Genomic DNA, 25229 nt, shown 5'->3' on the forward strand with positions numbered 1-25229 from the left:
CGACGGTGGTGGCTTCGGCGAGCGGCCACAGGCCCGTTTCCCGGCTGCCCGGCCGCTCTCCGGCCCGATCAGCGACTGGGCGAACGAAATCGAGGCGGCGGCCGAGGATATCGATGCCGAGACCGCGCTCTATGGCCTGCCGCCGGAACCGCCGGCAAAGGCCGGCAAGGCGGCCGGGGGCCGGGCCGGCGACAGGGGCGCGGCCGGCAAGGCCGCCGACAAGGCCGGCAGCAAGGCGCCCCGGCGCAAGGGCGCGGCGGCCGAGGCGAAAAGCCGGGTGGCCGGCGGCCTCAATCCGGTGGCCGGGCTCGATGTTGCGCTGGAAGACGTGGGATCGCTGCCGGCAACCGCCGTCACCGCCACGGTTGCCGCGCTGGAGCAGCTGATCCAGCATGGCCGCGCCGAATTCGGCGAAAAGCCGTGGACGCCGCACCGCCCGCCGAGGCCGGAGAAGTCGGAAGGCGGCATCGCGTTCCGCTCGTCCTCGCCGTTCGAGCCGCGCGGCGATCAGCCGACGGCCATTGCCGATCTGGTGGAAGGCGTGAACAACGCCGAGCGCACGCAGGTGCTGCTGGGTGTCACCGGCTCGGGCAAGACGTTCACCATGGCCAAGGTGATCGAGGCAACGCAGCGGCCCGCGCTGATCCTTGCCCCCAACAAGACGCTTGCCGCGCAGCTTTATGGTGAGTTCAAGTCGTTCTTTCCCGATAACGCGGTTGAATATTTCGTCTCGTATTACGATTATTACCAGCCGGAAGCCTATGTTCCGCGCACGGATACTTATATCGAGAAGGAATCTTCCATCAACGAGCAGATCGACCGCATGCGACATTCGGCAACGCGGGCGCTGCTTGAACGCGACGACGTGATCATCGTCGCCTCGGTGTCGTGCATCTACGGTATCGGCTCGGTCGAGACCTACACCGCCATGACCTTCTCGCTGGAGGTGGGCGAGCGCGTCGACCAGCGGCAGTTGCTGGCCGATCTGGTGGCGCTGCAATACAAGCGCGCCGACATCAATTTCGTGCGCGGCAGTTTCCGCGTGCGCGGCGATGTGGTGGAGATCTTTCCGGCCCACTACGAGGACCGCGCCTGGCGGGTGTCGCTGTTCGGCGACGAGATCGAATCCATCGTCGAGTTCGATCCCCTCACGGGTACGAAATCCGGCGAACTGAAGTTCGTGAAGATCTACGCCAACTCCCATTATGTCACGCCGAAGCCGACGCTCAATCAGGCCGTCAAGAGCATCCGCGATGAACTGCGCGCCCGGCTGGTGGAGCTGGAGAAGGCCGGCCGCCTGCTGGAGGCGCAGCGGCTGGAGCAGCGCACCCGCTTCGATCTGGAGATGATGGAGGCGACCGGGTCCTGTGCCGGCATCGAGAACTACTCGCGCTATCTGACCGGCCGCCGGCCGGGCGAGCCGCCGCCGACGCTGTTCGAATATCTGCCCGACAACGCGCTGGTGTTCATCGACGAGAGCCATGTGACGGTGCCGCAGATCGGCGGCATGTATCGCGGCGACTTCCGCCGCAAGGCGACGCTGGCCGAATATGGCTTCCGCCTGCCGTCGTGCATGGACAACCGCCCGCTGCGCTTCGAGGAATGGGACGCCATGCGGCCGCAGACCGTGGCTGTCAGCGCCACGCCGGCCGCGTGGGAAATGGAGCAGTCCGGCGGCGTGTTTGCCGAGCAGGTTATCCGCCCGACCGGCCTCGTCGATCCGCCGGTGGAAATCCGCCCGGCCAAGACGCAGGTCGACGACCTGCTGGGCGAGGTGCGCGAGGTGGCGGCGAAGGGCTATCGCAGCCTCGTCACCGTGCTGACCAAGCGCATGGCCGAGGATCTGACCGAATATCTCCACGAGCAGGGCGTTCGGGTGCGCTATATGCACTCCGATATCGACACGCTGGAGCGCATCGAGATCATCCGCGACCTGCGGCTGGGGGCGTTCGACGTGCTGGTGGGCATCAACCTGCTGCGCGAGGGCCTCGACATTCCCGAGTGCGCGCTGGTGGCCATTCTGGATGCCGACAAGGAGGGTTTTCTGCGCTCCGAGACCTCGCTGGTGCAGACCATCGGCCGTGCGGCCCGCAATGTGGAAGGCCGGGTGCTGCTCTATGCCGACACCATGACGGGTTCCATGACGCGGGCGATTGCGGAAACCAGCCGCCGCCGCGACAAGCAGATTGCCTACAATGTTGAGCACGGCATCACGCCGGAATCGGTGAAGAAAGCCATCGGCGATATTCTCGATTCCGTCTATGAGCGCGACCACGTCACCGTCGAGGCCGGCCTTGCGGCCTCCGGCGAGCTGGTGGGCCACAATCTCAAGGCCCACATGGCCGATCTGGAAAAGCGCATGCGCGATGCGGCCGCCAACCTCGAATTCGAGGAGGCTGCCCGTCTGCGCGACGAGCTGAAGCGCCTGCAGGCCACGGAACTGGCGGTTTCCGACGATCCGATGGCCCGGCAGGGCGAGGTGGAGGGCGCCGCCGGGCGGTTCCGCGGCGAGCGGCGCTATGGCGCGGCGGCCAATCTGCCGCCGAAACCCGCCGGCTCGCGGGTGCGCGCACCGGACCTCGACGACATGGGGCCGGGTACCGACCGGGCCATTCCGCTGGGGGCCGACGGCGCGCTGCCGGAACGGCCCGACCCGGGCGTGGCGAACCACAAGCCGCGCGGCGCGCGGGGCGGGCGCTCCACGGGCGGCAAGCCCGGCACGCGCGGCGGCGGGCCGCGGCGATGAGACTGGCCCCCCGTGCTGTCCGTCTTGCGCCTGTTGCGCCTGCGGTCCGTCTTGCCGCCGGCGTTCTTGCGGCCGGCGCTCTTGCTGCTGGCGTTCTTGCGGCCGTTCTGCTGGCGGTTGCCGCGCCGGCGGCCGCCAATGTCATCAACGGTGCGGACGACCGCGATTCCCTGCTGGTGCTGGCGCCGAAGCTCGGCCTCACGGCGGAAGAGGTGCAGCACATCCGCTCGTCCACCGGCTTCGTCGCCTGCCTCTCGCCGACCCCGTCGATGGGCTCGGGCGTGCTGTTTCTCGATAATCAGCAGGTGCTGACGGCGGCCCATATTCTCTACCAGCCCGATGGCAAGGCGCGTTCGCGCTGCTTCTTCCGCAACCAGACCGTGCCGCCGGTGATGGTCGATCTGGTGCCCTACAAGGGCTATTCCGCCTTTGGCGCCATGCCGCCCAAACCGGGCACATCGCAGGATTTCGCCATCGTCCGCACCGCGTTGCCGGTTACGGGCGGGGCGCCGTTCCGCGTGCCCGACAGCCTGCCGGCGAAGGGCGAGACGCTGATCGTCACCACCGGCCATCCGGCCGGTATGGCGAAGGAGGTCGATCGCTTCGTGCCCGTGGCGCAGAGCTGCACGGTGCGCCGGGTGCTGTCGGCCGGGCGCTATGCGGCGCTGTTCAACACCGATTGCGATGCCACCGGCTCGTCGTCGGGCGGGGCGAATTTCGCCCGCGTCGGCGGCGGGCTGGTGCTGCGCGGCGTCACCATCTCCACCGGTCCCTGGCAGGATCCGGCCTTTGCCGGCGCGCCCTATAACGAGAAGCGCGGCAGCTTCACCACCGCCATCTCCGTCAGCGGCGTGGTACTGCAGGCCGGCCGCGCGCTGATGAACAAGGCGCCGGCCGCCGCCCCCGCGGGCATGCCGAGCGCGCTCGGGGCGATGCCGGGGGCGGGCGCCACCGGCTCCGCACCGGCGGCCGGAGGCAGCGGCCTGCCCGGCGTCGACGGCAGCCGCGCCCACCGCAAGGCCCAGCCGGGCAACTGACGCGGCCGCCGTCCCCCCGCCCGCAATCCACCGCCGCGGCGCCGTCGCCCTGCAACATCCCCGTGACAGCGGCCGAAGGATGCGCTATCCAGAAACCCGTTGCCGCCGCGGCCCCGCCGCCTGCGGACAGCCGCGTCCGCCCCGGCGGACCCGGTGCGGGTGTAGTTCAGTGGTAGAACGACAGCTTCCCAAGCTGTATGTCGTGGGTTCGATTCCCATCACCCGCTCCAGTTTTCCAGAAAAATCAGTCTGTTATCGCGCTGCTGCCGGTCGGGAACGGCTGCCCCGGCGTTCGCGTGGCCGGTCCGGTTGTCGTGCCCTGCGGCCGGGCGGGTGTGGCATCGGGTGTCCTGATCTGCACACCGGGCCGCCGGAGGCCTTCCGGCCGGTCCGGCATCGCCGCGGGGCACCATGTCCGCGGGGGCACGGAGACCGTCGCGGGCATCGCGAACAGGCGCTTTGCCGTCCGGCTGTTACGGCTTCTGCATCGGGAACCGGGTGCAGCGCCTGTGCATCACAACGCTTCAGAGTTAGCGGGGCTGCGAAATAGGCGCCATCGGGGGGCTTTGATAGGCAGGAAGGATTACTTTCCGCGTGGCAGTCCGCCCCGGATGGGTTCCGCCCAGCGCCCGAACGGGCAGTGAAGAAGCCGGAGACAGAACGATATGACACCGTCTGAAATGCGCGTTTTCGGGCGTTCCGGCCTTCTTGTCAGTGCCTTTGCTTTCGGCGCGGCGCCGATCGGCAATTTCCGCAAGGAAATTGATGACGCGACTTCGGATGCGATGGTCCGGCGCGCGTGGGATGCGGGCGTGCGCTTTTTCGATACGTCGCCGCTCTATGGCCACGGCCTTTCGGAGCTCCGGCTCGGCCACGCGCTGCGCTGGATGCCCCGCGACGAATATGTGATTTCGACGAAGGTTGGCCGTCTGCTGAAGCCGGCGCGGCGCAGCGAGATCGACTTCGCGCCGTGGGCCAATGCGGCGGCCAATACCCTGCACTTCGACTACAGCTATGACGGCACGATGCGTTCGGTGGAGGACTCGCTCCAGCGTCTGGCCCTTGAGCGCATCGACATTGCCTTCATCCACGATGTCGACCGCTACACCCACGGCGATGCGCAGCCGGATATGTTTCGGCAGGCCATGGACGGCGCATGGCGCGCGCTCGCGCAGCTGCGCAGCGAGGGTGTCGTGAAAGCCATCGGCGTGGGCGTCAATGAATGGGATGTTTGCCAGCAGGCGCTGGAACGGCATGACTTTGACGCGTTCCTGCTGGCCGGCCGCTACACGCTGCTCGAACAGGAGGCTCAGGAAACCTTCCTGCCGATGTGCGCGGCGCGCAATGTGGCCGTGGTCGTCGGGGGCGGTTTCAACTCCGGCATTCTGGCCACGGGGGCCGTTCCCGGTGCGCGCTACAACTATGCACCGGCACCGGCCGCGGTGATGGAGCGGGTCGCGCGGATCGAGGAGGTCTGTCGTGCATTCGCGGTGCCGCTGCCGGCCGCCGCGCTCCAGTTCGTGGTGGCGCACCCGGCGATCCCCGCCTTCTGCGCCGGCACCCGGACCGTGGAACAGCTCGAACAGAATCTGGCGTGGTTCAGCCACCCGATTCCCGCGGCGTTCTGGCAAACCCTCATTGCCCGCGGATTGCTGCGGGAAGACGCACCCGTGCCGGCCTGAGGCAGGCTCAGGGCAGGCGGCAGAGGCACTTCGATGTCGGACAGAGTTTCCAGGCTGGCTGTTTCCGGCCAGTTCATTGCGGGCGGCGTGGGCATCGGCACCTGGGGCGCCAATCTGCCGGCACTCAGTGCGCGGGCCGGGCTGAACGAGGGCGATCTCGGTCTCGTGCTGCTGTGCTTTGCCGCGGGGGCCATCATTTCGATGATCAACGCGCCGCGCGTCATCCGGCGGTTCACCGCCAGCCGTGCGGCGACCGCAGCCGGCTTGCTGTTCGGCGGCGCGATTGCGCTTGCCGCCGTCGGGCATACCATGGCGTTGCTGGCGGTCATCGCGCTGCTGGCCGGCACCGTGTTCGGCGCGCTGGATGTGACGATCAACGCGCAGGCCGCCGACCTCGAACGCCGGCGCGGCGAACCGATGATGGCCACCTTTCATGGTCTGTTCAGCGCTGGCGGGCTGCTGGCGGCGGCCGGTTGCGGCTATCTGCTGCGCGCCGGCGCCGATGTCATGGTGTGCCTGCCGGCGGGCGGCGGTGCGGTGGCGCTGGTCATTGTGGCGATGGCCTGCGTCAGCAGCCGGCCGGCGGCGGATGAGCCGGCCGCGCACCGGGCCGGCACCGGGCCGGCTGCCGCCCGGGTGATGCCCTCGCGCGGCCGGGTCGTGATGCTGGGCGTGCTGGCCTTTCTCGCCATGTTCGCGGAGGGAGCCTGTTTCGACTGGGTGGCCATCTATCTGGTGCGCGTGGTGGGCACGACGGAGAGCGTTGCCGCATTCGGCTTCGCCGTCTTTGCCGGTGCAATGGCGACGGGGCGCCTGTGCGGCGACTATGCCCGCAGGAAATTCAGGGCGGTCGTGCTGCTGCGCGCCGGTGCGGCAACGGTTGCCGTGGCGCTCACGCTGGCGCTGCTGGGGCGGGACGTTCCGGCAATCTTCATTGCGCTGGCCGTTGCCGGTCTCGGCATGGCCAACATCATTCCGATCGTGTTTTCCGTCGCGGGCCGGTTCGACGGCCGCGACGGCGGGCGTGCGCTGTCGCGGGTGCTGACCATGGGGTACACCGGCATTCTGGTCGGCCCGGCTTTCATCGGCTTCATGGCGCACGCGACCACGCTCACCATCAGCCTTTCCGCCATCGTGCTGGCGATGGTCTTCATCGGCGCGGGCGGGCATGTCGTCGACGACACGCAGCCGGCATCGCCGGGCGTGCCGGCCCGGCAGAAGGGCGGCCCCGATGGACGGTGACAGCGTGACCGGCGATATCGTGCAGCAGATCGCCGCGCTGCAGGCGCAGGCCGGGACACTGGCATTCGACCGGTTCGGGCATGAGGAGGCGCTGCAGCTCGGACAGATCCTGCTGCAGCTGTCGCAGGCGCGTCGCCACCCGGTGATGATCGGCATCGATCTGGGGCCGCAGGCGGTGTTCCGGGCCGCGCTGCCGGGCAGCACGCCCGACAATCAGTCGTGGCTCGAACGCAAGTTCGCCGCGGTCCGGCGCTTTTATGTCAGTTCGCTGGAGCTGGAACTGCAGCAGCAGCTTGAGCCGGATTTCGCGGCGCTTCGCGGGCTGGATATCGCGCGCTATGCCTTTGCGGGCGGGGCGCTGCCGCTGCGGATCGGCCCCACCGTGGTCGGCGTCGCCGGCGTTTCCGGGCTCAGATCGGCCGATGACCATGCCCTCGTCGCCGAAGCGATCGGGCTGATGGCGCGCTGAAAGGCCGGCGGCTGCGGCCGCCTGCACCGGCTTGTTGCACCGGCTCCCGGCGCTATCGCAACATGACGCACAATGCGCTTCTGTTCGCGTCAACGACATCTGCCTTGCGAACTTGTGACCACCGCGGCGAAGGCGGACTATGGGCTCACAAGGGCGCTCCGGCGCGGGTGTCCTGACACGAAAAACCTGAACAGAAGGGATTGAGGCCATGAAGCTGACCGGCGGTCAGATTGTTGCGCGTGCGCTCAAGGAATATGGCGTTTCCTATGTTGCCGGCGTCCCGGGCCATGGCATCTGGTCGCTGTTCGATGCCTTCCTTGAGCCGGGTTCGGAACTGCCCTTCATTCAGGTCATGCACGAGCAGAGCGCCGTGCACATGGCTGACGGCTACTTCCGCGCCTGCGGCAAGCCGATGGCGTGCTCGACCTCCATCGGACCGGGCGCGACCAACACCATCATCGGCCTTGCGACCTGCTATGCGGACTCCACGCCGGTGTTTTATGTCTCCGGCGGTCCGGCCACGCACATGAAGGGTCATGGCGTGATGCAGGAGATCGAGCGGCAGAACGAAAACGCTTTCCCGCGCATCACCGAGCAGGTCACCAAGCGGGCCTTCAAGGCCGGGCGGGTCGACGAACTGCCGTTCATCATGCACCGCGCCTTCAACACCATGCTTTCGGGCCGGCAGGGCCCGGTTCATGTCGAAGTGCCGATGGACATTCAGGTCGAGGCGGCCGATGTCGAGATTCATCCGCTCGACACCCGCATGGCCCGCGGCGTGGCCTATCCCGATCCGGTCGCCATCGAGCGCGCGGTGAAGGTGCTGCTGTCGGCCGAGCGCCCCGTCATCGTCGCCGGCGGCGGTGCGATTGCGGCCGGTGCCTCCGAGGCGCTGACGCAGCTTGCCGAGAAGATCGGTGCGGCCGTTTCCATCACCTGGAACGGCAAGGGTGCCATCTCCGAGGATCATGCGCTGTTCATCGGCGCGGTCGGCCAGACCGGCACCACCTGCGGCAACGAGATCACCGCCTCGGCCGACGTGGTCATGTCGGTCGGCTGTCGCTTCACCGACTGGTCGGCCTCGAGCTATGCCAAGGGCGTGAGCTTCTCCATTCCGCCGGGCAAGCTCATCCACATCGACCTCGATCACCATGAGATCGGCAAGAACTACCCGACCGAAGTGGGTATCGTGGCGGATGCGCGCATCACGCTCGAAGCCATCCTGTCGATGCTGTCGGAGGCCGATTCCCGCAAGGCGCTGGAAAAGCGCGAGCGCTTCCTTGCCGACGTGCGCAAGGCCAAGGCCGACTGGGAGGCCCTGCTGGCCCCGCGTCGCGACAGCCGCGAGACGCCGTTCACCTCGCAGCGGCCGCTCGGTGCGCTGCGCAAAGTGATGGATCGCGACGGCATCGTCGTGGTCGGCTCGGGCAACACGCAGGGCGCCGTCAAGCAGACGTTCCCGGTCTATGAGCCGCGGACCCACCTCACCTCCGGTTCGTTCTCGCCCATGGGCTGGGCGGTGCCGGCGGCGATGGGCGCCAAGCTTGCGATGCCGGATCGTCAGGTGGTGGCGGTCGTCGGCGACGGCGACTTCATGATGAGCCTGCCGGAACTGGGCACGGCGGTGATGAACAACATCCCCGTGGTGTTCATGGTCCAGAACAATCAGGGCTACATGTCGATCCGCGGCGGGCAGCGCAAGTTCATGGGCCGCCATATCGCCTCCGAGTTCAATCACCACAAGGGCAACGGCACGCCGTATTCGGCCGATATCGCCGCGGTTGCGAAGAACTTCGGTGCGGAAAGCTGGAAGGTGACCGCCGACGAAGACCTTGAGAAGTCGCTGAAGGCCGCGCTCGATTGCGGTCGCCCGGCGCTGGTCGAGGTGATGACCTCGCGCGATGCCGCCGGTCCGTTCGCCACCGGCTGGTGGGATTTCCCGTCGCCCGCCTACTACGAGAAGGAGCAGGCGGCCTACGCTGAGAAGCGTGCCCTCGAGCAGCATCTCTGAGCCGTTGTTTCTGACGCGCGGCCTGCCGGGCCGCGCGTCTCCTGTCCTCATGTCTGCAGATTGCAACGCGGAACCCGTTTCCGCGAACGGAGGTCGTCGTTCGATGATCCGCTCTATCAAGAAAGCCCCGGGCGCGCCGAACATCACGGACCCGGGTTCCGTCACGGCGGCAGTCGAAAAGCTGCTGGCGGAAGTTGAAACCGGCGGCGACGCCGCCGTTCGCGCGATGTCGGTCCGGTTCGATCATTTCGATCGCGAGTCCTACCGCCTGACGAAGGCCGAGATCGAGGCCAGCATCAACAGCCTGACGACGCAGGAACGCGACGATATCGAGTTCGCGCAGGCGCAGGTGCGCAACTTCGCCGAGGCGCAGCGGGCCTCGATGCGCGATATCGAGGTGGAGACGCTGCCGGGCGTGGTGCTCGGGCATCGCAACGTGCCCGTTCAGAATGTCGGCTGCTACGTTCCGGGCGGCAAATATCCGCTGCTGGCGTCGGCCCACATGACCGTGCTGACGGCGAAGGTTGCCGGCTGCGAGCGCGTCATTACCTGCGCGCCGCCCTTTCAGGGCAAGGTTGCCGACAAGATCGTGGCCGCGCAGGCTCTGGCGGGCGCCGACGAGATCTACTGCCTCGGCGGCGTGCAGGCGATTGCCGCCATGGCCTACGGCACCGAGACCATCCGGCCTGTCGATATGCTGGCCGGCCCCGGCAATGCCTATGTCGCCGAAGCCAAGCGCCTGCTGTTCGGCAAGGTCGGCATCGACCTTTTCGCCGGCCCGACCGAGACGCTGGTGATTGCCGACGACAGCGTGGACGGCGAGATCGTCGCCACCGACCTGCTCGGGCAGGCGGAGCATGGCGCCAACTCCCCGGCGGTGCTGATCACCAATTCCGAGGCGCTCGCCAGAGACACGATCGCTCAGATCGAGCGGTTGCTCACGGTTCTTCCGACGGCGGCGGTTGCTGCGAAGGCCTGGGCGGAGTGCGGCGAGATCATTCTGTGTGATACGCTGGAAGAAATGGTGCAGGAGGCCGATCGCGTCGCCTCCGAGCATGTTCAGGTCATGACGCGCGATCCGGATTATTTTCTGGAGAATATGAAGAACTACGGCGCCCTGTTCCTGGGTGCGCGCACCAACGTCGCCTATGGCGACAAGGTTATCGGCACCAACCACACGCTGCCCACCAACAAGGCAGCGCGCTATACCGGTGGTCTCTGGGTCGGTAAGTTCCTCAAGACCTGCACCTATCAGCGGATCCTGACGGACGAGGCCTCGGCCATGATCGGGGCCTACAGCTCAAGGCTGTGCCTGATGGAAGGGTTCGTGGGGCACGCGGAACAGGCCAACGTGCGGGTTCGCCGCTACGGGCACCGCAATGTCGGTTACGGAATGGCGGCGGAGGCCATCTGAACGCAGCCGTAACGGAGCTTGCGGGAGGCGTGCCGGTGCTGGCGCGCCTCCCGTCGCGGCGTCGGGAAGACGGGACGTCAGGCAGATCGAGGCATTCAATGGAACTGTCCGCGGATATTGTCATCATCGGTTCGGGCATCGGCGGCAGTTCGCTTGCCTGCGCGCTGGCCGGCTCCGGTGCGCGCATCCTGATTCTGGAGCGCGGCGACTATCTGCGCGACCAGCCGGAAAGCCGGGACGAAGTCGCGATCTTCCAGCGCGGATTCTACCAGCCGGGCGAGTACTGGCTGGCGACGGACGGCGAGAAATTTCTCGCCAACAATTATTATAATGTCGGCGGTAACTCGAAATTCTACGGCGCGGTGCTGTTTCGCTACCGCGCCGAGGACTTCGGGCCCCGCGCGCACATGAATGGCCGGTCGCCGGGCTGGCCGATCGGGTACGACGATCTTGAGCCGTGGTACGGCGCGGCGGAGCGCGTGCTGCAGGTGCGCGGCGCCCTTGGCGAGGACCCCACGGAGCCGCCGCATTCGGCGGCCTATCCGTTTCCCCCGGTGCCCGATGAACCGGCGATCGCCGCGGTGCGCCGCCGTCTGGCGGGGGCCGGCCTCCATCCGGCAAGCCTGCCGCTCGGCATCGACATCGACGAGTGGCTGCGGCGCGCTCCGACCGGATGGGATGCCTTCCCGAACACCGGGCGCGGCAAGCTCGATGCCGAGACCGGGCCGCTGGCCCGGGCGCTGGAGCATCCGAACGTCCGGCTCGTGACCAATGCCCGCGTGCTGCGACTCGAAACCGATGCGGGCGGGCGACGGGTGACCGCCGCCGTGGTGCGCATCGATGGCACGGAACAGCGGGTCACCGCGGGGCGGTTCGCGGTTGCCGCCGGTGCCGTGCAGTCGGCGGCCCTTCTGCTGCGCTCGGCCAGTGCCGCCCACCCCCGCGGGCTGGCGAACGGCTCCGATCAGGTCGGGCGCAACTTCATGAACCACAACACCAGTGCGCTGATCGCCATCGATCCGCGGGCGCCGAACACCTCCGTCTATCAGAAGACGCTGAGCTTCAACGACTTCTATAACGACGACGGCGGCCGGGGTTTTCCGCTGGGCAATGTGCAGCTCCTCGGGCGCGTCACCGGCAATATCCTCAAGGCCAACGTGCCCGCGATGCCTGCCTTCATGGCGCGGCTGGTGGCGCGCTACAGCTACGCCTGGTTCCTGACCAGCGAAGACCTGCCCAATCCCGACAGCCGGGTGATGTTGAAGGATGGCGAAATCCTCATCAACTGGGTTCGCTCCAACATGCAGGCCCATCACCTGCTGATCCGCCGCACGCGCGCGCTGATGCGCCGGGCCGGTTTTCCGATCACGCTCGTGCGCACCTTCGGGCGCCGGACCACGTCGCATCAGTGCGGCACCGCACGGCTCGGCACCGATCCGGCGACGTCGGTCGTCGATGTCGATTGCCGGTCGCACGAGGTCGAAAATCTCTATGTCACCGATGCCTCGGTGCTGCCGACCTCTGCCGCGGTCAATCCGGCGCTCACCATCGCCGCGCTGGCCCTGCGGGCCGGACATGCGATGCAGGCCTGATCCGACTGTTGAGCGGGGAGACTGACCATGGCGGAAAGCGTCGACTATATCGTGATCGGCGGCGGATCGACGGGCTGCGTGATTGCGTCCCGCCTGTCGGAGACGGCCGGGTGTACGGTGGCGTTGCTGGAGGAAGGCCCGCGCGACCGCAGCCCCTACATTCACATTCCCGGGGCCTACTACAAGACCGCGCAGGGGCCGCTGCTGAAGCGCTTCCCGTGGGAGCCGACCGACGCGCAGGCGCGTTCGGAACAGCCGACCATGGTGCAGGCCAGTGTGCTGGGCGGCGGCAGTTCGGTCAACGCCATGATCTACATCCGCGGCGTGCCGTCCGACTACGATCAGTGGGAGGCGCTCGGGGCCACCGGCTGGGGCTATAGCGATGTGCTGCCCTATTTTCTGAAGGCGGAGGACAACAACCGCTTCCGCAATGCGGCGCACGCCACCGGGGGGCCGCTCGGCGTTTCCGATATCGACCAGATCCATCCGCTGACGCGCGCCTGGCTGCGCGCCTGCCAGCAGGCCGGGTTGCCCTATAATCCCGATTTCAATTCCGGCGATCAGGCCGGATGCGGGCTTTATCAGATCACCGCCCGCGACGGACGGCGCAGCAGCGCGGCGACGGCCTACCTGAAGCCGGCGCGCAGACGGCCGAACCTTTCGGTCCGCACCCGCGCCAGGGTCATCCGCATTCTGGTGGAGAAGGGGCGGGCGACCGGCGTGGAATATGTCAGCGGCGGCGCGGTCCGGGTGCTTAAGGCCAGACGGGAGGTCATCCTGTCGGCCGGCGCGATCAACTCGCCGCGCCTGCTGATGCTGTCGGGCATCGGCCCCGCCGCCCATCTGGCGGAACACGGCATCCGCACGCTGGCGGATCTGCCGGGCGTGGGGCAGAACCTGCAGGACCACATCGAGATTTCGCTGATCTATCAGCTCAACGGTCCGCACAGCTACGACAAGTACAAGAAGCCGCACTGGAAGGCTCTGGCAGGGCTGAACTATCTGATGTTCGGGAGCGGCCCGGCGGCCTCCAATCTCATCGAGGGCGGTGCGTTCTGGTGGGGCAACAAGGCCGAACCGGTGCCGGATGTGCAGTTCTTCCTCGTGGCCGGCGCCGGCATCGAGGAGGGGGTCGACGCGGTGCCGGGCGGCAACGGCTGCACCGTCAATCTCGGGCAGATCCGGCCGCGTTCGCGCGGCGAGGTGCTGCTGGCAAGTGCCGATCCCGGCGCTTTCCCGCGGGTGAGGCCGCGCTATTTCAGCGATCCCTACGATCTGGAGGCGGTCACCGAAGGCTGCCTGTTCGCGGCCGAGATCATGGACCAGCCGGAGATGCGCCGCTTCGTCGCCAGCCGTCAGGTGCCGGAGAGCGGGATGCGTTCGCGCGAGGATTTCCGCCGCTTCTGCCGCGAGCAGGCCCACGCCGCGCTGCACCCGGCCGGCACATGCCGGGCGGGCGGCGATGACGGGTCGGTTGTCGATCCGCAACTGCGCGTCCATGGCATCGAGGGCCTGCGGGTCGCCGATGCCTCCGTCATGCCCACGCTCATCTCCGGCAATCCGAATGCCGTCTGCATCATGATCGGCGAGAAGGCGTCGGAGATGATCCGCGCTGCCGCATAGGCACGGGGCACAAGGGGGCGCGGCGGCATGACGGGGTGCTTCCCGGCTGGTGCCGGGCTGACGCAAACTGCCGCAATCGAGTTGAAACGTCTCCGTGCCGGCACTAAGGTTCCGGCTGGTTTTTCGGAGCAGGTCTGCATATGGAACCGGTGAACGTGAATGTTGCGGCATTCGCAGAGAATCTGCGGCTCCTTTGCGACCGGCAGGGCTCCATTTCGGCCATATGCCGGAAGATCAACATCAACCGGCAGCAGTTCAATAAGTACCTGTCCGGTCTCCACGTCCCGTCCTCTCAGAATCTCCGTATTATCGCGAATTATTTCGGGCTGAGTCCGCAGATCCTTTTTTCAGATCCGGATGAATTCCGCACGCTGATCGACGGAAATTTCTTTCATACCATGTCGCGTCTGGGCGGACTGCCGGAGTTTTCCAGCTTCGTTTCCAACATCGTCATGGGACAGGATGTCGACGATTCAGCCCTTGTCGGTGTGTATGATCGCTATCAGTACTCATCGATTTACAAGGGGTTTGTGCTGCGGTCGGCATTCTGCATTTACCGCAATCAGGATTTTCTGAGGCATTATTATATCGAGCGCTTCCCGAGCTACGATGCGCCGGGAAAAACCGAATATGTCTTCAAGTATCACGGCTTCACATTGCCCGTGGCCGATCGTTTGTTCACACTCGATGTCGAAACCATCCAGAACAACGAGCTGACGTTCGGCGTCTATGCTCAGGTGCGCCGCAACACCAAGAAATTCATGTTCGGGATCTCCAGCGGCATCGCCGCCACGACATTTCGGCAGCCCTACTCCACCAAGGTCGCGCTGCACTATCGCGGACCGGGGATGGTCACCCGCGAGCATATGAAGACGCTGACGGTGATGGATCGCAACGATCCGTCCATCCCGCGCGAGGCGATGCAGTATCTGGGCGACGGCAGCGACATGATCCAGATGGGCTGATGGCCGGCGCGGGTACCGGGCCGGCCTTGCGACAGCCTGCATAACGACAGCCAGCCGCCGCGGGCGGGCCGCCTGGCGCATGCTGGCGGGCGCCGGCGCGGGTCCGGCCGGGCTCGTTGTCGCCTCTGCGGCGCCGCGCGGGCCGCCGCGTCATGGCTGTTCCGGCGCATCCTGCACAACCGGCAACTGACGCAACCTTAAGCACGGTGTGCGTATAGCTGCGCAAGAAAAGCAACACATGCGAACTTGTCGCTTGCTGCGATTAGCGCCCTAATCGACCTGACAACAAGCACCGCGTCCGCAACGCGGAACGACATGCCAGATGGGACAATACGAGCGAATTGCGACCCGCCGGGGTGAACTGCATCCCGGTCTGCAGCGTCACGCTGGCTCCGTGACGGTTTGCGCTCCGGAAGCGCATCGCTCGTTGCAGGTATGAAAGGTCTACGAATGAGCCTGTCGCAAAAGCAATTGGGCAGCATTCTGGCAGCGCCGACGGTCGTGTATATGGCCGTGTTCTTCGTGTTGCCGACGTTTGTCCTGATCGTTTACAGCTTCTGGTCGCTGGAAGCCTACCAGTTCATTCCCGACTTCCAGCTCGGAAACTATATCGGCGCGCTCACTTCGCCGCTGTTCTGGAGGGTCACGCTGAATGCCATCCGCATCGGCGTGATGACCGCCGGAATATCCGTCGTTCTCGCCTGCGTCGTCGCCTACTATCTGGTTTATGTGAAGCCCTCGCAGGTTATCCTGAACCTGATTCTGGTCACATGGTTTTCCAGCTATCTTGTGCGTATCTATGCATGGCGCACACTGCTCGGAACCAATGGCGTCCTGAACACGATTCTCATTCAGATCGGTGTTATCGACCAGCCGCTGTCGATATTTCTGTTCAATTCGTTTGCGGTCTCCATCACGCTCATTCACATCTACCTTCCGTTCTGCATTCTTCTTGTCGTTTCGGCGATGAGCGAGATTAAGAAGGATCTTGTGGATGCCGCGCGCGATCTGGGAACGTCCTCGTTCGGCGCGTTCTTCAAGGTCATTGCCCCCAACGCGGCCAACGGGCTGGTCGGCGCCTTCATGCTGACCTTCATCCTCGCCGCGGGCGATTACGTCACGCCGCAGCTTCTGGGCGGCTCATCCGGCCAGACCACCGGTCTGCTGATCGCGGACCAGTTCCGCAAGACGGGTAACTGGCCGCTCGGCGCGGCGCAGGCCTTCATCATGTTCGCCATTTCCGTTGCGCTTTATGCCGTGCTGATCGGCGTGGGACGGGCGACCGGGCTCATCGTCAAGCGGCATCAGCCCGCAGCCCTCGGGGAGGAATGAGATGCTGCTGCGTCTTGCTGTCTGGACCATTCTTGCATTTCTGATCGGGCCGCTCCTGATCATCGTGCTGTTCAGCTTCCATGCGACGCCGTCGCTGTCCTTCCCGTTCACCGGTGCCAGTCTGCGCTGGTATGGCGAGCTGTTCGGCAACAGCCAGCTCGGGGCCGCGGTCATCAAGAGCCTGATGATTGCGTTCTTCACCGCGCTGGTCACTCTGGTGCTCGGCGCCACGGCGTCGCTGGCCTGGCTGCGCTTCGGCCGCATCGGGCGCGGAATTATCGAGGCCGTGTCGATCACGCCGATTGCCCTGCCGGGCCTGTTCGTCGGCGTGTCGCTGCTGGTGCTGTTTGCGCAGGCCGGCGTTCAGCTTTCGAGCGTGACCATCGTCATCTCCCATGTCGTGGTGGCGATCCCCATCGTCATCATGGCGATGCGTGCGCGTCTGGCGCTGTTCGACCGCTCGCTGGAAGAGGCGGCCCGCGACCTCGGCGCCAGCCAGATGCAGACCTTCCGGCGCGTGACGCTGCCGATGATTGCCCCGACGCTGATTTCGGCGGCCATTCTGGCCTTCGCCGCGTCGTTCGATGAGTTCGTGGTGACGTCGTTCGTGGCCGGCACCGAGACCACGCTGCCGATGTACATCTGGTCGATGATGCGGCGGACCGTGACGCCGCTGATCAACGCGATCTCCACGCTCGCCCTCGCCTTTTCCATTCTCATCCTGCTGGGGGCCTGGGCGGCCGGGCATGTTCGCCGCCACGCCGCCATCGCCAGCCGTACAAAGTCCTGAGGAGCGCCCCATGACAGCCCTCTCCCCCGCAGCTTCTGCGACGACCGCTCCCGCCCCCGTGACGGCACAGACGCCCATCATCGAGATTTCCGGCGGCGCGAAGGTGTTCGGCAGCTTCGCCGCGCTCACCAACATCAATCTCTCGATCCGCGACGGCGAGATCCTGACGCTGCTCGGCCCGAGCGGCTGCGGCAAGACCACGCTGATGCGCATCATCGCCGGTTTCGAGGATCTGACGGCGGGTTCGATCCGCATTGCCGGCAACAATGCCGCCGGCATTCCGCCCGAACGCCGGCCGGTGAACATGGTGTTCCAGCGCTATGCGCTGTTTCCCCATCTCGATGTGTTCGAGAACGTGGCCTTCGGCCTGAAGCTGAAGGGCCTCGCAAAGGCGGAGGTGAACGAGCGGGTGGAGCGGATGCTGCACATCGTCCAGCTCGACAAGTTCGCACACCGCTATATCGACCAGATCAGCGGCGGCCAGAGCCAGCGCGTGGCGCTTGCCCGCGCCCTCGTCAACCGGCCGAAGGTGCTGCTGCTCGACGAGCCGCTGGCTGCGCTGGACCTCAAGATCCGGCAGCACATGCTGGCCGAGATGAAGCGCATCCACGGCGAGACCGGGGCCACCTTCGTCTATGTGACGCACGATCAGGATGAGGCGCTGATCCTCTCGGACCGGATCGTGCTGATGGAGAAGGGGCGCATCATCCAGATCGACCGCCCGCAGGATATGTATGCGCGGCCGCGGTCGCTGTTTGCGGCCAAATTCCTCGGCGAGACCAACCTGTTTCCGGCCCGCGTGACCGAAAAGGCGGCCGACCGCACGGTTGCCTGCGGAAGCTCCGGCATCCGCTTTACCACGACGGTGCCGACCGATGCGCAGGTCAACGCGGCCTCGGTGGTGTCGATCCGGCCGGAATCGCTTTATTTCCATACGGACGATCCGCTGTCCCAGTCCGGGGAGGGCACGGTCGAAGACATCGTCTTCATCGGCAGCCGTTCGTTCTATCGCCTGCGCCTCGATGACGAGACGCGGCTGCGCATTCAGGTTCAGAACAACAGCCGCCTTGCCCTGCCCTCGGTGGGCGAGCGTGTGACGTTCTACTGGGATGCGGAGAACGTCGCGATTCTGCCGGCTGAGTGACGCTGCGGACGCCGCGCCGGCGCCCGGAAGGCAGGCCGCACGATTGCGGCGTTGTGCAGGCGGCGCCGGCTATTCGCACATTGAAGCACATCTCGCGTCACTTATCTGCAAATTTCACGCAGATGCGAAATTGTGAAATATCGGCCGACAAAAGAGCATCAGAACGGAAATAAAGCCTCCAGAAGGGAAGTCGGAAATGAAGCACATCTGGTCGACGGACGATATCCTCAACGCTGCCATGGGGCGCAGGTCCTTCCTTGGCGGTCTGGCCGCGCTGACCGGCGGCGTTGCACTGGCACCGTTGCTGCCCGGTCTCGCGCGCGCTGCGGACGTCAAAGCCCCCAGCGGCGACATGGAAATCATGGCGTGGGAAGGCTGGGAACTGACCGATGAACTGGCCGACTGGCGCAAGGCCAACGGCGTCAATGTCGCCGTGACGGCCATCGGCAATCAGGACGATGTGACGATCCGCTTCCGGGTGCCGAATCCGCCGCCGTTCGATCTTGCCGAGTACAATCAGGGCTACGCCGATCTCTATATCGACGTCCTGAAGATTGCGAAGGCGCTCGATCGCACTCAGATTCCGAACTACAATCCGGAAAACCTGTTCGACGTGTTCTACGACAAGCCGACCTGGTACCGGAACGGCAATCTCTACGGCATTCCCTATGCCTGGGGCCTGAATTCGATCGTCTACAATCCGAAGCTGATGGCCAAGCCGACGACCTACAAGGATCTGCTGAAGCCGGAGCTGAAGGGCAAGATCGCGTTCGTCGACGATACGCTGGCAACCTGGCCGATCGCGGCCCGTCTTGCGGGTCTGGGCGACAAGTTCCCCAACGTCACCCCCGACGAGATGAAGGCCATCTTCGATAACCTCAATCTCTACCGGGCGCAGTCGCGCATCGTCAGCCCCACCTACGGCGACATCGTTTCGCTGTTCGTGTCGGGTGAAATCGCGGCGCTGTTCTCCGGCTGGACCGGCGTGCCGGTGGAGACCGCCAAGCAGGGCGTGACCACCGAATACACCATCCCGGAAGAAGGCGCCGGCACGTGGTGCGATGCCTGGTTCATGCCGCCGGCCGTCGACAACCCGGCTGCCGCCTATGCATTCATGAACATGGCCATTTCGCCGGAGGTGCAAGCGAAGGTCGTGGTTCGCAACGCTGCCGGCGTTGTCTCGTCCAAGGCGGTGCCGCTGCTGCCGCCGGAGACCAGGGCGCTGTTCGACTATTCCGACGTGGCCGGTATCTTCAAGTCTTCGCCGCTGCTGGGCATTCCGCCGCTGGAGTCGGACAAGTACGCCACTTACGCGGACTGGGTGAACGCCTGGAACGAATTCAAGGCTGCGTGACGCAGGCCTGACGACTGCAACGTGACGCCGCCCGGACGAGCGACACCGTCGCCAGCCCGGGCGGCAACCGGATTCACCCGTCAGGAGGGCGATTGCGGCCAGGCCGGTCGCCCTCTTTTCTTTTGCGCCACCCCTTTGCCCCACCCCTTTGCCTCATGGATCATCTGATGCCGGATTACATCGTCATTGGCGGCGGGTCCGCCGGCTGCGTCGTGGCGGCGCGGCTGTCGGAAGATGCCGCCAGCTCGGTGCTGCTGCTGGAGGAGGGGCCGTCCGACCGCGCGCCGGAAATCCATCTGCCGGCCATGGTCTACAAGACGGCGACCGGCAACCTGCTGCAGCGTTTCGAGCAGGAGCCGACGGCGGAGAACCCCAAGGCGAAGCCGCCCACCATGGTGCAGGCCCGCGTGCTCGGCGGCGGCTCGTCCGTCAACGCCATGCTCTATGTGCGCGGCGTTCCGGCGGACTATGACGGCTGGGCGGCCGGCGGCGCGGAGGGCTGGTCCTATGCCGATGTGCTGCCGTTCTTCCGCAAGGCGGAGGACAACTGCACCCTCGCCGGGCCCGCCCACGCCAGAGGCGGCCCGCTGCATGTCTCCTATCCCGAACATGTCAGCCCGCTGACCCGGGTCTGGCTTCAGGCCTGTCAGGAGGCCGGCATTCCCTATGTCGCGGACTTCAACGGCGGCGATCAGGCGGGCTGCGGCCTCTATCAGATGACGGTGCGCAACGGCCGCCGGGCCAGTGCCTCGGTTTGCTATCTGCGGCCGGCGCGGCGCCGGGCGAACCTGACCGTGCGGACCGGGTGCCGGGTGACGCGCATTCTGGTCGAGAACCGTCGCGCGGTCGGGGTCGAATATGTGCGCGACGGCCGCACCACCGTGGTGCGTGCCGGCCGGGAGGTGATCCTGTGCGCCGGCGCCATCAACTCTCCGCGTCTGCTCCAGCTCTCCGGCATCGGCCCGGCGGCGCACCTGCAATCGCTCGGCATCCCCGTGGTCCATGACCTGCCCGGCGTCGGGCGCGGCCTGCAGGACCATATGGATGTTTATCTGATCTACGAACTCAACGGCCCCCACGGCTACGACCATTATCGCAAGTTGCACTGGAAGGCGTGGGCCGGCCTGCAATATGCGCTGTTCCGCAAGGGACCCGTCTGTTCGAACATCATCGAGGCCGGCGCGTTCTGGTGGGCGAACCGGAGCGATCCGCTGGCCGACATCCAGTTCGCCTTTCTGGCCGGCTCCGGCGTGGAGGAAGGCGTTGCGCCCGTCGAGAGCGGCCATGGCTGCACGCTGAATGTGTGCCAGACCCGGCCGCGCTCGCGCGGCTTCGTCGAACTGCGCTCGTCCGATCCCCATGTGCCGCCGCGCATCGTGCCGAACTATCTGTCCGATCCGTACGACCTCGACACGATGGCCGAGGGCGTGCGCATCGGCCAGCAGATCATGCAGCAGGGTGCGCTGAAGCCGCTCATCAGACGCGAACAATATCCCGGCCGGCCGATGCCGACGCAGGACGATTACCGCGCCTATGTGAAGGAGATGGCGCAGGGCGCGCTGCATCCGACCGGCACCTGCCGCATCGGCCGCGATCCGATGGCCGTGGTCGACAGCCAGCTTCGCCTGCACGGCGTGGCCGGCCTGCGCGTGGCGGATGCCTCCGTCATGCCGTCGCTGCCGTCGGGCAACACCAACGCACCGGCGATCATGGTGGGCGAGCGCGCGGCCGATTTCATCCGGCGCAGTCGCAACGATCTGTGACGGGCGATCCGGCCCGTCCGCCGGCCGGCCGTTTCCCGGGGAGAAGCCGATGACCCGTTCGATTGCCGGGGATGCCCGCGCGGTGTTCCTGCCCGCGTTTGCCGATCTGACCTTTCAGGCCGTCGCCGAACCGTTTCTGCAGAACGGCGGCTGCGCCGTGCTTCTGGGCGAGACGCGGAGCGAATATCTGGCGCGGCGGATGTCGCCGGAACGGCGCGGCACGGAAACCGCCGCTTCGGTGCGCCGCTGCATCGATCGCCTGCGGTGTCTGGCGCCGGATCTGATCGTTGCCGTCGACGAGGAACCGGGCGGCATCTGCCGCCTTGAGGGGCTCGTTCCGCCGTTGCCGTCGCCCGAAGAGGCCAGCGCCATGGACGAGGCGGAACTCGCGGCGCGGTGCTTCGAAACCGCCGCCGCTGCCCGGGCGCTCGGCGTGACGATGTTTCTGGCTCCCGTCGCCGACGTGGTCGGCGGCCGCAATCCCTGGCTTGCGGGACGCACCATGGGGCGGGAGGCCGGCGCGGTCGCGCGTCTCGTCAGAGGCTATGTCCGCGGCATCCAGCGCGCCGGACTCGTGGCGGTGACCAAGCACTTCCCCGGCTACGGCGATATTGCGGCCGATCCGGCGCTTGTCGATGTGTGCGTGGAAACGCCTCTCGCCGCGATACTGGCGCAGGCGGCGCCGTTCCGGGCGGCAATCGAAGCCGGTACCCGCGCGGTCATGACGGGGCCCGCGCCTCTCGCCGCGCTCGATGCGGTCAACGCCGCCAGCACGTCGCCGGCTGTGATGCGGCTGCTGCGGCAGGATTTCGGCTTCCGCGGGCTGATCGTCAGCGACGATCTCGATGCGCCGGCAACGATGCGCGGGCGATCGTTGCAGGAGACCGCCGTTGCCGCCCTTGCCGCCGGCGCCGACCTGCTGCTGGTGGCGGGAGGGCCGCATCTGGACGCGCTGTGCGACCATGTGGCGGCAGCGGCCGGCGACGGGCGGCTGCCGGCCGGGCGGCTGGAAGAGGCGGCCGGGCGGGTGCGGGCGCTGGCGGCCGGGCGCTGAGAGCGGCCGGGGCCGCCCGCGCTGCCGGGGCCGCGCCGCCGTCCCCGACCGGATGTGCCGGCGCTTGTCGCGGCGCCGGCCGCCTCTGCGCACCCGGGCGGGCGCGCAGAGGCAGGCCTTGCGGGTCAGGCGACGGGATGAAGTTCTATGGCAAGCCAGATCGCGCTGGTGTCGGCATAGTAGCGATGCCACGGATACTGCCACTGGTTCGGCCCGGCGACGCGACAGAACGGATCGTGCGTGTAGCCGATCGGCATGACCACGTCCTCATAGAGCGTCGCTTCATCGCGCTCATGGAACTTCTGCATGCGGCCGGTGCCGTAGATCTGGGTGTGCACCTCAAGGAACGGATGCTCGTTATGGATGAAGCAATCCGTCTCCCCGGGAGACCACCAGAGATTGAGCCTGACGGTGAACGTCTGCGGCGCGCTCGCCTCGCGTCTCTCGTTGGTGAAGACATACGGATCGGTCACCACGGTTCCGATCTCGTCCTGCGGGGAAATATAGAGCGGGGTGTCGCGCGGGAAGCTGCGGATGCGGCTGCCCAGCCACTCCCAGCCCCGCAGGCCGGCGCCGCCGAGATTCGTCTGCCGGCGCACCTTGATCAGCGCGATGCGCTCGGCCGAGCGCACCAGCCCCCCTTTGAGCCAGGTCGATTTCCAGGCCGGCACGATGCCCGGATGCTCGTGACCGGTCACCATCGGCACCGGCGACAGGTTGACGACGACGGCATCCTCGACCGGCAGGTCGACGACGTCCTCAACCAGCCGGGCGGAGATGAAGTCGTCGGCGAAAGATAAGTCTCTGGCTTTGTTGGGCATGAATGATCTCCTCGGCCTGTGGCCCGGGAAGGAAGGTCGGTGTGACGGAGGGACCGGGCCGGCGGTCAGCCGTTGGCCAGCCGGTCCAGCAGCCGGCGGATTTCCGCGGCAAGGGCAAAGCTGTCTTCCTGATGCTGCTTGCGGCAGAACAGTTCCGCGCTCCACCAGCCGACATAGCCGGTCGAGCGGACCGCATCGGCCCACGCCTTCAGGTCGAGGACGCCACCGCCGGTCGGGACATCGCGCAATTCGGCCTCGCGCGGAATTCCGCCGCTGAACGGCAGCGAATCGCAGACATGGACGCCGTAGAGGATGTCGCGCGGCAGCCGTGCGACGCGATCCGGCGTGTCGCCCGAGGCGTAGCAGTGCCAGAAATCGACCACGAGGCGGAGATTGTCCCGCCCGGCCATTTCGATCAGGCGCACCTGATCGTCAAGGGTGTTGAGCGGCGTCCACGCCAGCGATTCCAGATAGAGCAGGAGCCCGTAGCCGGCGGCGAGATCGGCGAGCTTGCGCAGGTTCGCGGCGGTAATCGCGAACTGCTCGGCCTTCGGCAGCTTCAGCACGCCCGAATATCGCGTTGCCGTCCGTCCGGCGGCATGATCGAACACCGCCTCGACATCGACGGGCCCGGTGATGACCTGAACGGCGCGGGCGCCGGCGACCTGCGCCAGAGCGAACATTGCCTCCGCATCCCGCATCAGGGCGGGCTCGTCGCTGCCGTGGCGCTCGATATCGATGAGGAAGCCCATGCCGGGAATGCTGACGCCCCTGAGGCGGGCGGACAGGTCCGCCTCCGTGAAGCCGGCATCGAGAAATGCCCGCATCTTGCTGGCGGACGCTTCCAGACCGTCGTAGCCGGCGGCGCGGGCGATTTCGAGGTCCATCGCCAGCGTGGCGTGCCGGGCGACGAGCGAATGAAGCAGCAGGATCTGTCTGCCGGCACTCATGGGTCTTGCACTCCGATCATGCAGCCGGGCCGGGCGGCCTCGCCGGACGCGGACGTCCGGGTCGCCGGTGGCTCAGCAGGGAATAGCGACGGTGCGGCCCTTGCGGACCGCCTTCATGACGGCCTCGGCTGCGGTGAGCGAGGCGAGACTGTCGGTGCCGGTCGCAAGTGTCGGCGGGCCGCCGTCCACGGCTTCGAGAAACAGTTCCAGCACGGCGGCGAAGTGGTCCCGTTCGCGGATGGGCAGGAACTCGTTGCGGCTGTGGTGGCGGCGCATCAGCGTGCCGGAGCCGCGCGGGCCGAGCGTGCCGCTGGCCACGAGCGAGCCTTCGGAGCCGGCGGCGATGATGCGGCTCTCGATGTCCGATGTCGCGTAGCTCTCGTGGGCCTGAAACAGCACATCGCCCATGCGCAGCGAATAGGCAAGGTCGCTCGGGGCCCCGCCGACCGGGCTGGCAAGGCCGGCCGCTTCCACCGGCTCGGCACCGCTCAGGAAGCGGGCAAGGTCGATGTCTTCGGCGCACATGTCGAGGAAGATGTTGGGGTCGTTCTCGCCGGCTTCGTGCCAGCGCATCGCCACCGGATAGTGCGGGCCGCCGCGAAAGATCGAAATGGAGTGCACCACGCCGATCTCGCCATCGGCGATCAGGCGGCGCATGGCCTGATGGACCGCCGCCGTGCGCCCGCGCTGGTTGACCGCCAGATAGATTCCGGCGTCCTGACAGGTTTGCACCAGTGCTGCCGCGGTCTTGGCATCCTTCGCCACCGGTCCGTCGCACAGGATGTGCTTGCCGGCTTCAGCGACGGCGCGGATATAGAACGGGCGCCGGATCAGCGGGGCGGCGATATAGACAAAGTCAACCTGCGCGTCGCGCATCGCCTGTCGTACGTCTGTCGTCGAGTTCGGGATATTCGTGTCCCGCGCGAAATGACTGGCGCGCACTTCGCTTCTGCTGGTAACCCAGAGCGGCGTGTGGCCAAAGGCCCTGATTGCCGCCACCATCTGCTCTGCTGCAACAGTTCCGGTACCCGTAACGGCCCAGCCGCATCTGGATAGTGTCTCGCCGGACATCGTGCTCTCGCCACTATAAACTCTTGGTCCGATAGTCCCGGAACAGGCTGCGGCGGGCAATTGCGCAATGGTGCGATGCTATTCGCGGTTTGACGTCACAGTTGCATAAATCTGCGCACCCTCCGGGGCGGCGCGGCCGCCATCCGCCAGAAATGGGGTGGCAGGACGG

General features: G+C 66.6%; 19 protein-coding genes and 1 tRNA gene. 17 read left to right on the top strand and 3 right to left on the bottom strand.

From position 1 onward, the window contains the following. The 17 genes from uvrB to V7067_RS04125 all read left to right on the top strand — a co-directional run. Positions 1-2746: excinuclease ABC subunit UvrB (gene uvrB / locus V7067_RS04045; RefSeq protein ID WP_334174597.1), on the top strand; the 2746-nt coding region annotated here is incomplete at its 5' end. Next, the gene (locus V7067_RS04050; RefSeq protein ID WP_334174598.1) at positions 2743-3783 is read left to right on the top strand and encodes a serine protease; all 1041 of its coding nucleotides are present in this window, start codon (positions 2743-2745) and stop codon (positions 3781-3783) included. The genes uvrB and V7067_RS04050, both read left to right, overlap by 4 nt. A 155-nt stretch (positions 3784-3938) precedes the next feature. After that, positions 3939-4013 (top strand) — tRNA-Gly (locus tag V7067_RS04055). Between the two features lie 435 nt (positions 4014-4448). Beyond that, the gene (locus tag V7067_RS04060; RefSeq protein WP_334174599.1) at positions 4449-5465 is read left to right on the top strand and encodes an aldo/keto reductase; all 1017 of its coding nucleotides are present in this window, start codon (positions 4449-4451) and stop codon (positions 5463-5465) included. A 33-nt stretch (positions 5466-5498) separates the two neighbouring features. Further along, the gene (locus tag V7067_RS04065; RefSeq protein ID WP_334174600.1) at positions 5499-6707 is read left to right on the top strand and encodes an MFS transporter; all 1209 of its coding nucleotides are present in this window, start codon (positions 5499-5501) and stop codon (positions 6705-6707) included. Beyond that, a complete protein-coding gene (locus V7067_RS04070) occupies positions 6697-7176 on the top strand; it encodes a heme-binding protein (RefSeq protein WP_334174601.1) in 480 nt (159 codons plus the stop codon). The genes V7067_RS04065 and V7067_RS04070 overlap by 11 nt, the downstream gene beginning before the upstream one ends. 208 nt (positions 7177-7384) lie before the next feature. Then, on the top strand, positions 7385-9187 hold the full coding sequence (locus V7067_RS04075) for a thiamine pyrophosphate-binding protein (RefSeq protein WP_334174602.1): 1803 nt from the start codon (positions 7385-7387) through the stop codon (positions 9185-9187). Between the two features lie 103 nt (positions 9188-9290). Then, positions 9291-10601: a histidinol dehydrogenase gene (hisD, locus tag V7067_RS04080; protein ID WP_334174603.1), complete on the top strand. Its 1311-nt coding sequence runs from the start codon at positions 9291-9293 to the stop codon at positions 10599-10601. A gap of 98 nt (positions 10602-10699) precedes the next feature. Then, positions 10700-12193, top strand: coding sequence for a GMC family oxidoreductase (locus tag V7067_RS04085; protein ID WP_334174604.1), 1494 nt, complete (start codon positions 10700-10702; stop codon positions 12191-12193). 27 nt (positions 12194-12220) lie between these two features. Beyond that, the gene (locus V7067_RS04090; RefSeq protein ID WP_334174605.1) at positions 12221-13816 is read left to right on the top strand and encodes a GMC family oxidoreductase N-terminal domain-containing protein; all 1596 of its coding nucleotides are present in this window, start codon (positions 12221-12223) and stop codon (positions 13814-13816) included. Positions 13817-13956: 140 nt separating this feature from the next. Continuing rightward, on the top strand, positions 13957-14781 hold the full coding sequence (locus V7067_RS04095; RefSeq protein WP_334174606.1) for a helix-turn-helix transcriptional regulator: 825 nt from the start codon (positions 13957-13959) through the stop codon (positions 14779-14781). A gap of 450 nt (positions 14782-15231) precedes the next feature. After that, positions 15232-16113: an ABC transporter permease gene (locus V7067_RS04100; protein WP_334174607.1), complete on the top strand. Its 882-nt coding sequence runs from the start codon at positions 15232-15234 to the stop codon at positions 16111-16113. Position 16114: 1 nt separating this feature from the next. Then, positions 16115-16903, top strand: a complete 789-nt coding sequence (locus V7067_RS04105) for an ABC transporter permease (protein ID WP_334174608.1) — start codon at positions 16115-16117, stop codon at positions 16901-16903. Positions 16904-16913: 10 nt separating this feature from the next. Beyond that, the gene (locus V7067_RS04110; RefSeq protein ID WP_334174609.1) at positions 16914-18047 is read left to right on the top strand and encodes an ABC transporter ATP-binding protein; all 1134 of its coding nucleotides are present in this window, start codon (positions 16914-16916) and stop codon (positions 18045-18047) included. Between the two features lie 196 nt (positions 18048-18243). Next, entirely contained in the window at positions 18244-19401 is a 1158-nt protein-coding gene (locus tag V7067_RS04115; RefSeq protein WP_334174610.1) for an extracellular solute-binding protein, read from the top strand. Between the two features lie 167 nt (positions 19402-19568). Continuing rightward, a complete protein-coding gene (locus tag V7067_RS04120; protein ID WP_334174611.1) occupies positions 19569-21164 on the top strand; it encodes a GMC family oxidoreductase N-terminal domain-containing protein in 1596 nt (531 codons plus the stop codon). A 49-nt stretch (positions 21165-21213) separates the two neighbouring features. Then, positions 21214-22218, top strand: coding sequence for a glycoside hydrolase family 3 N-terminal domain-containing protein (locus tag V7067_RS04125; protein WP_334174612.1), 1005 nt, complete (start codon positions 21214-21216; stop codon positions 22216-22218). A gap of 125 nt (positions 22219-22343) precedes the next feature. Here V7067_RS04125 and V7067_RS04130 read toward each other — a convergent pair whose 3' ends face one another. The 3 genes from V7067_RS04130 to V7067_RS04140 form a co-directional block, all read right to left on the bottom strand. Next, positions 22344-23039: a hypothetical protein gene (locus V7067_RS04130; RefSeq protein ID WP_334174613.1), complete on the bottom strand. Its 696-nt coding sequence runs from the start codon at positions 23037-23039 to the stop codon at positions 22344-22346. Positions 23040-23104: 65 nt separating this feature from the next. Beyond that, the gene (locus tag V7067_RS04135; RefSeq protein ID WP_334174614.1) at positions 23105-23989 is read right to left on the bottom strand and encodes a sugar phosphate isomerase/epimerase family protein; all 885 of its coding nucleotides are present in this window, start codon (positions 23987-23989) and stop codon (positions 23105-23107) included. Between the two features lie 72 nt (positions 23990-24061). After that, positions 24062-25060: a Gfo/Idh/MocA family oxidoreductase gene (locus tag V7067_RS04140; RefSeq protein ID WP_334174615.1), complete on the bottom strand. Its 999-nt coding sequence runs from the start codon at positions 25058-25060 to the stop codon at positions 24062-24064. Positions 25061-25229: the final 169 nt, after the last annotated feature.

It is taken from the genome of Pseudoxanthobacter sp. (assembly GCF_036822375.1).
Taxonomy (GTDB): Bacteria; Pseudomonadota; Alphaproteobacteria; order Rhizobiales; family Segnochrobactraceae; genus Pseudoxanthobacter.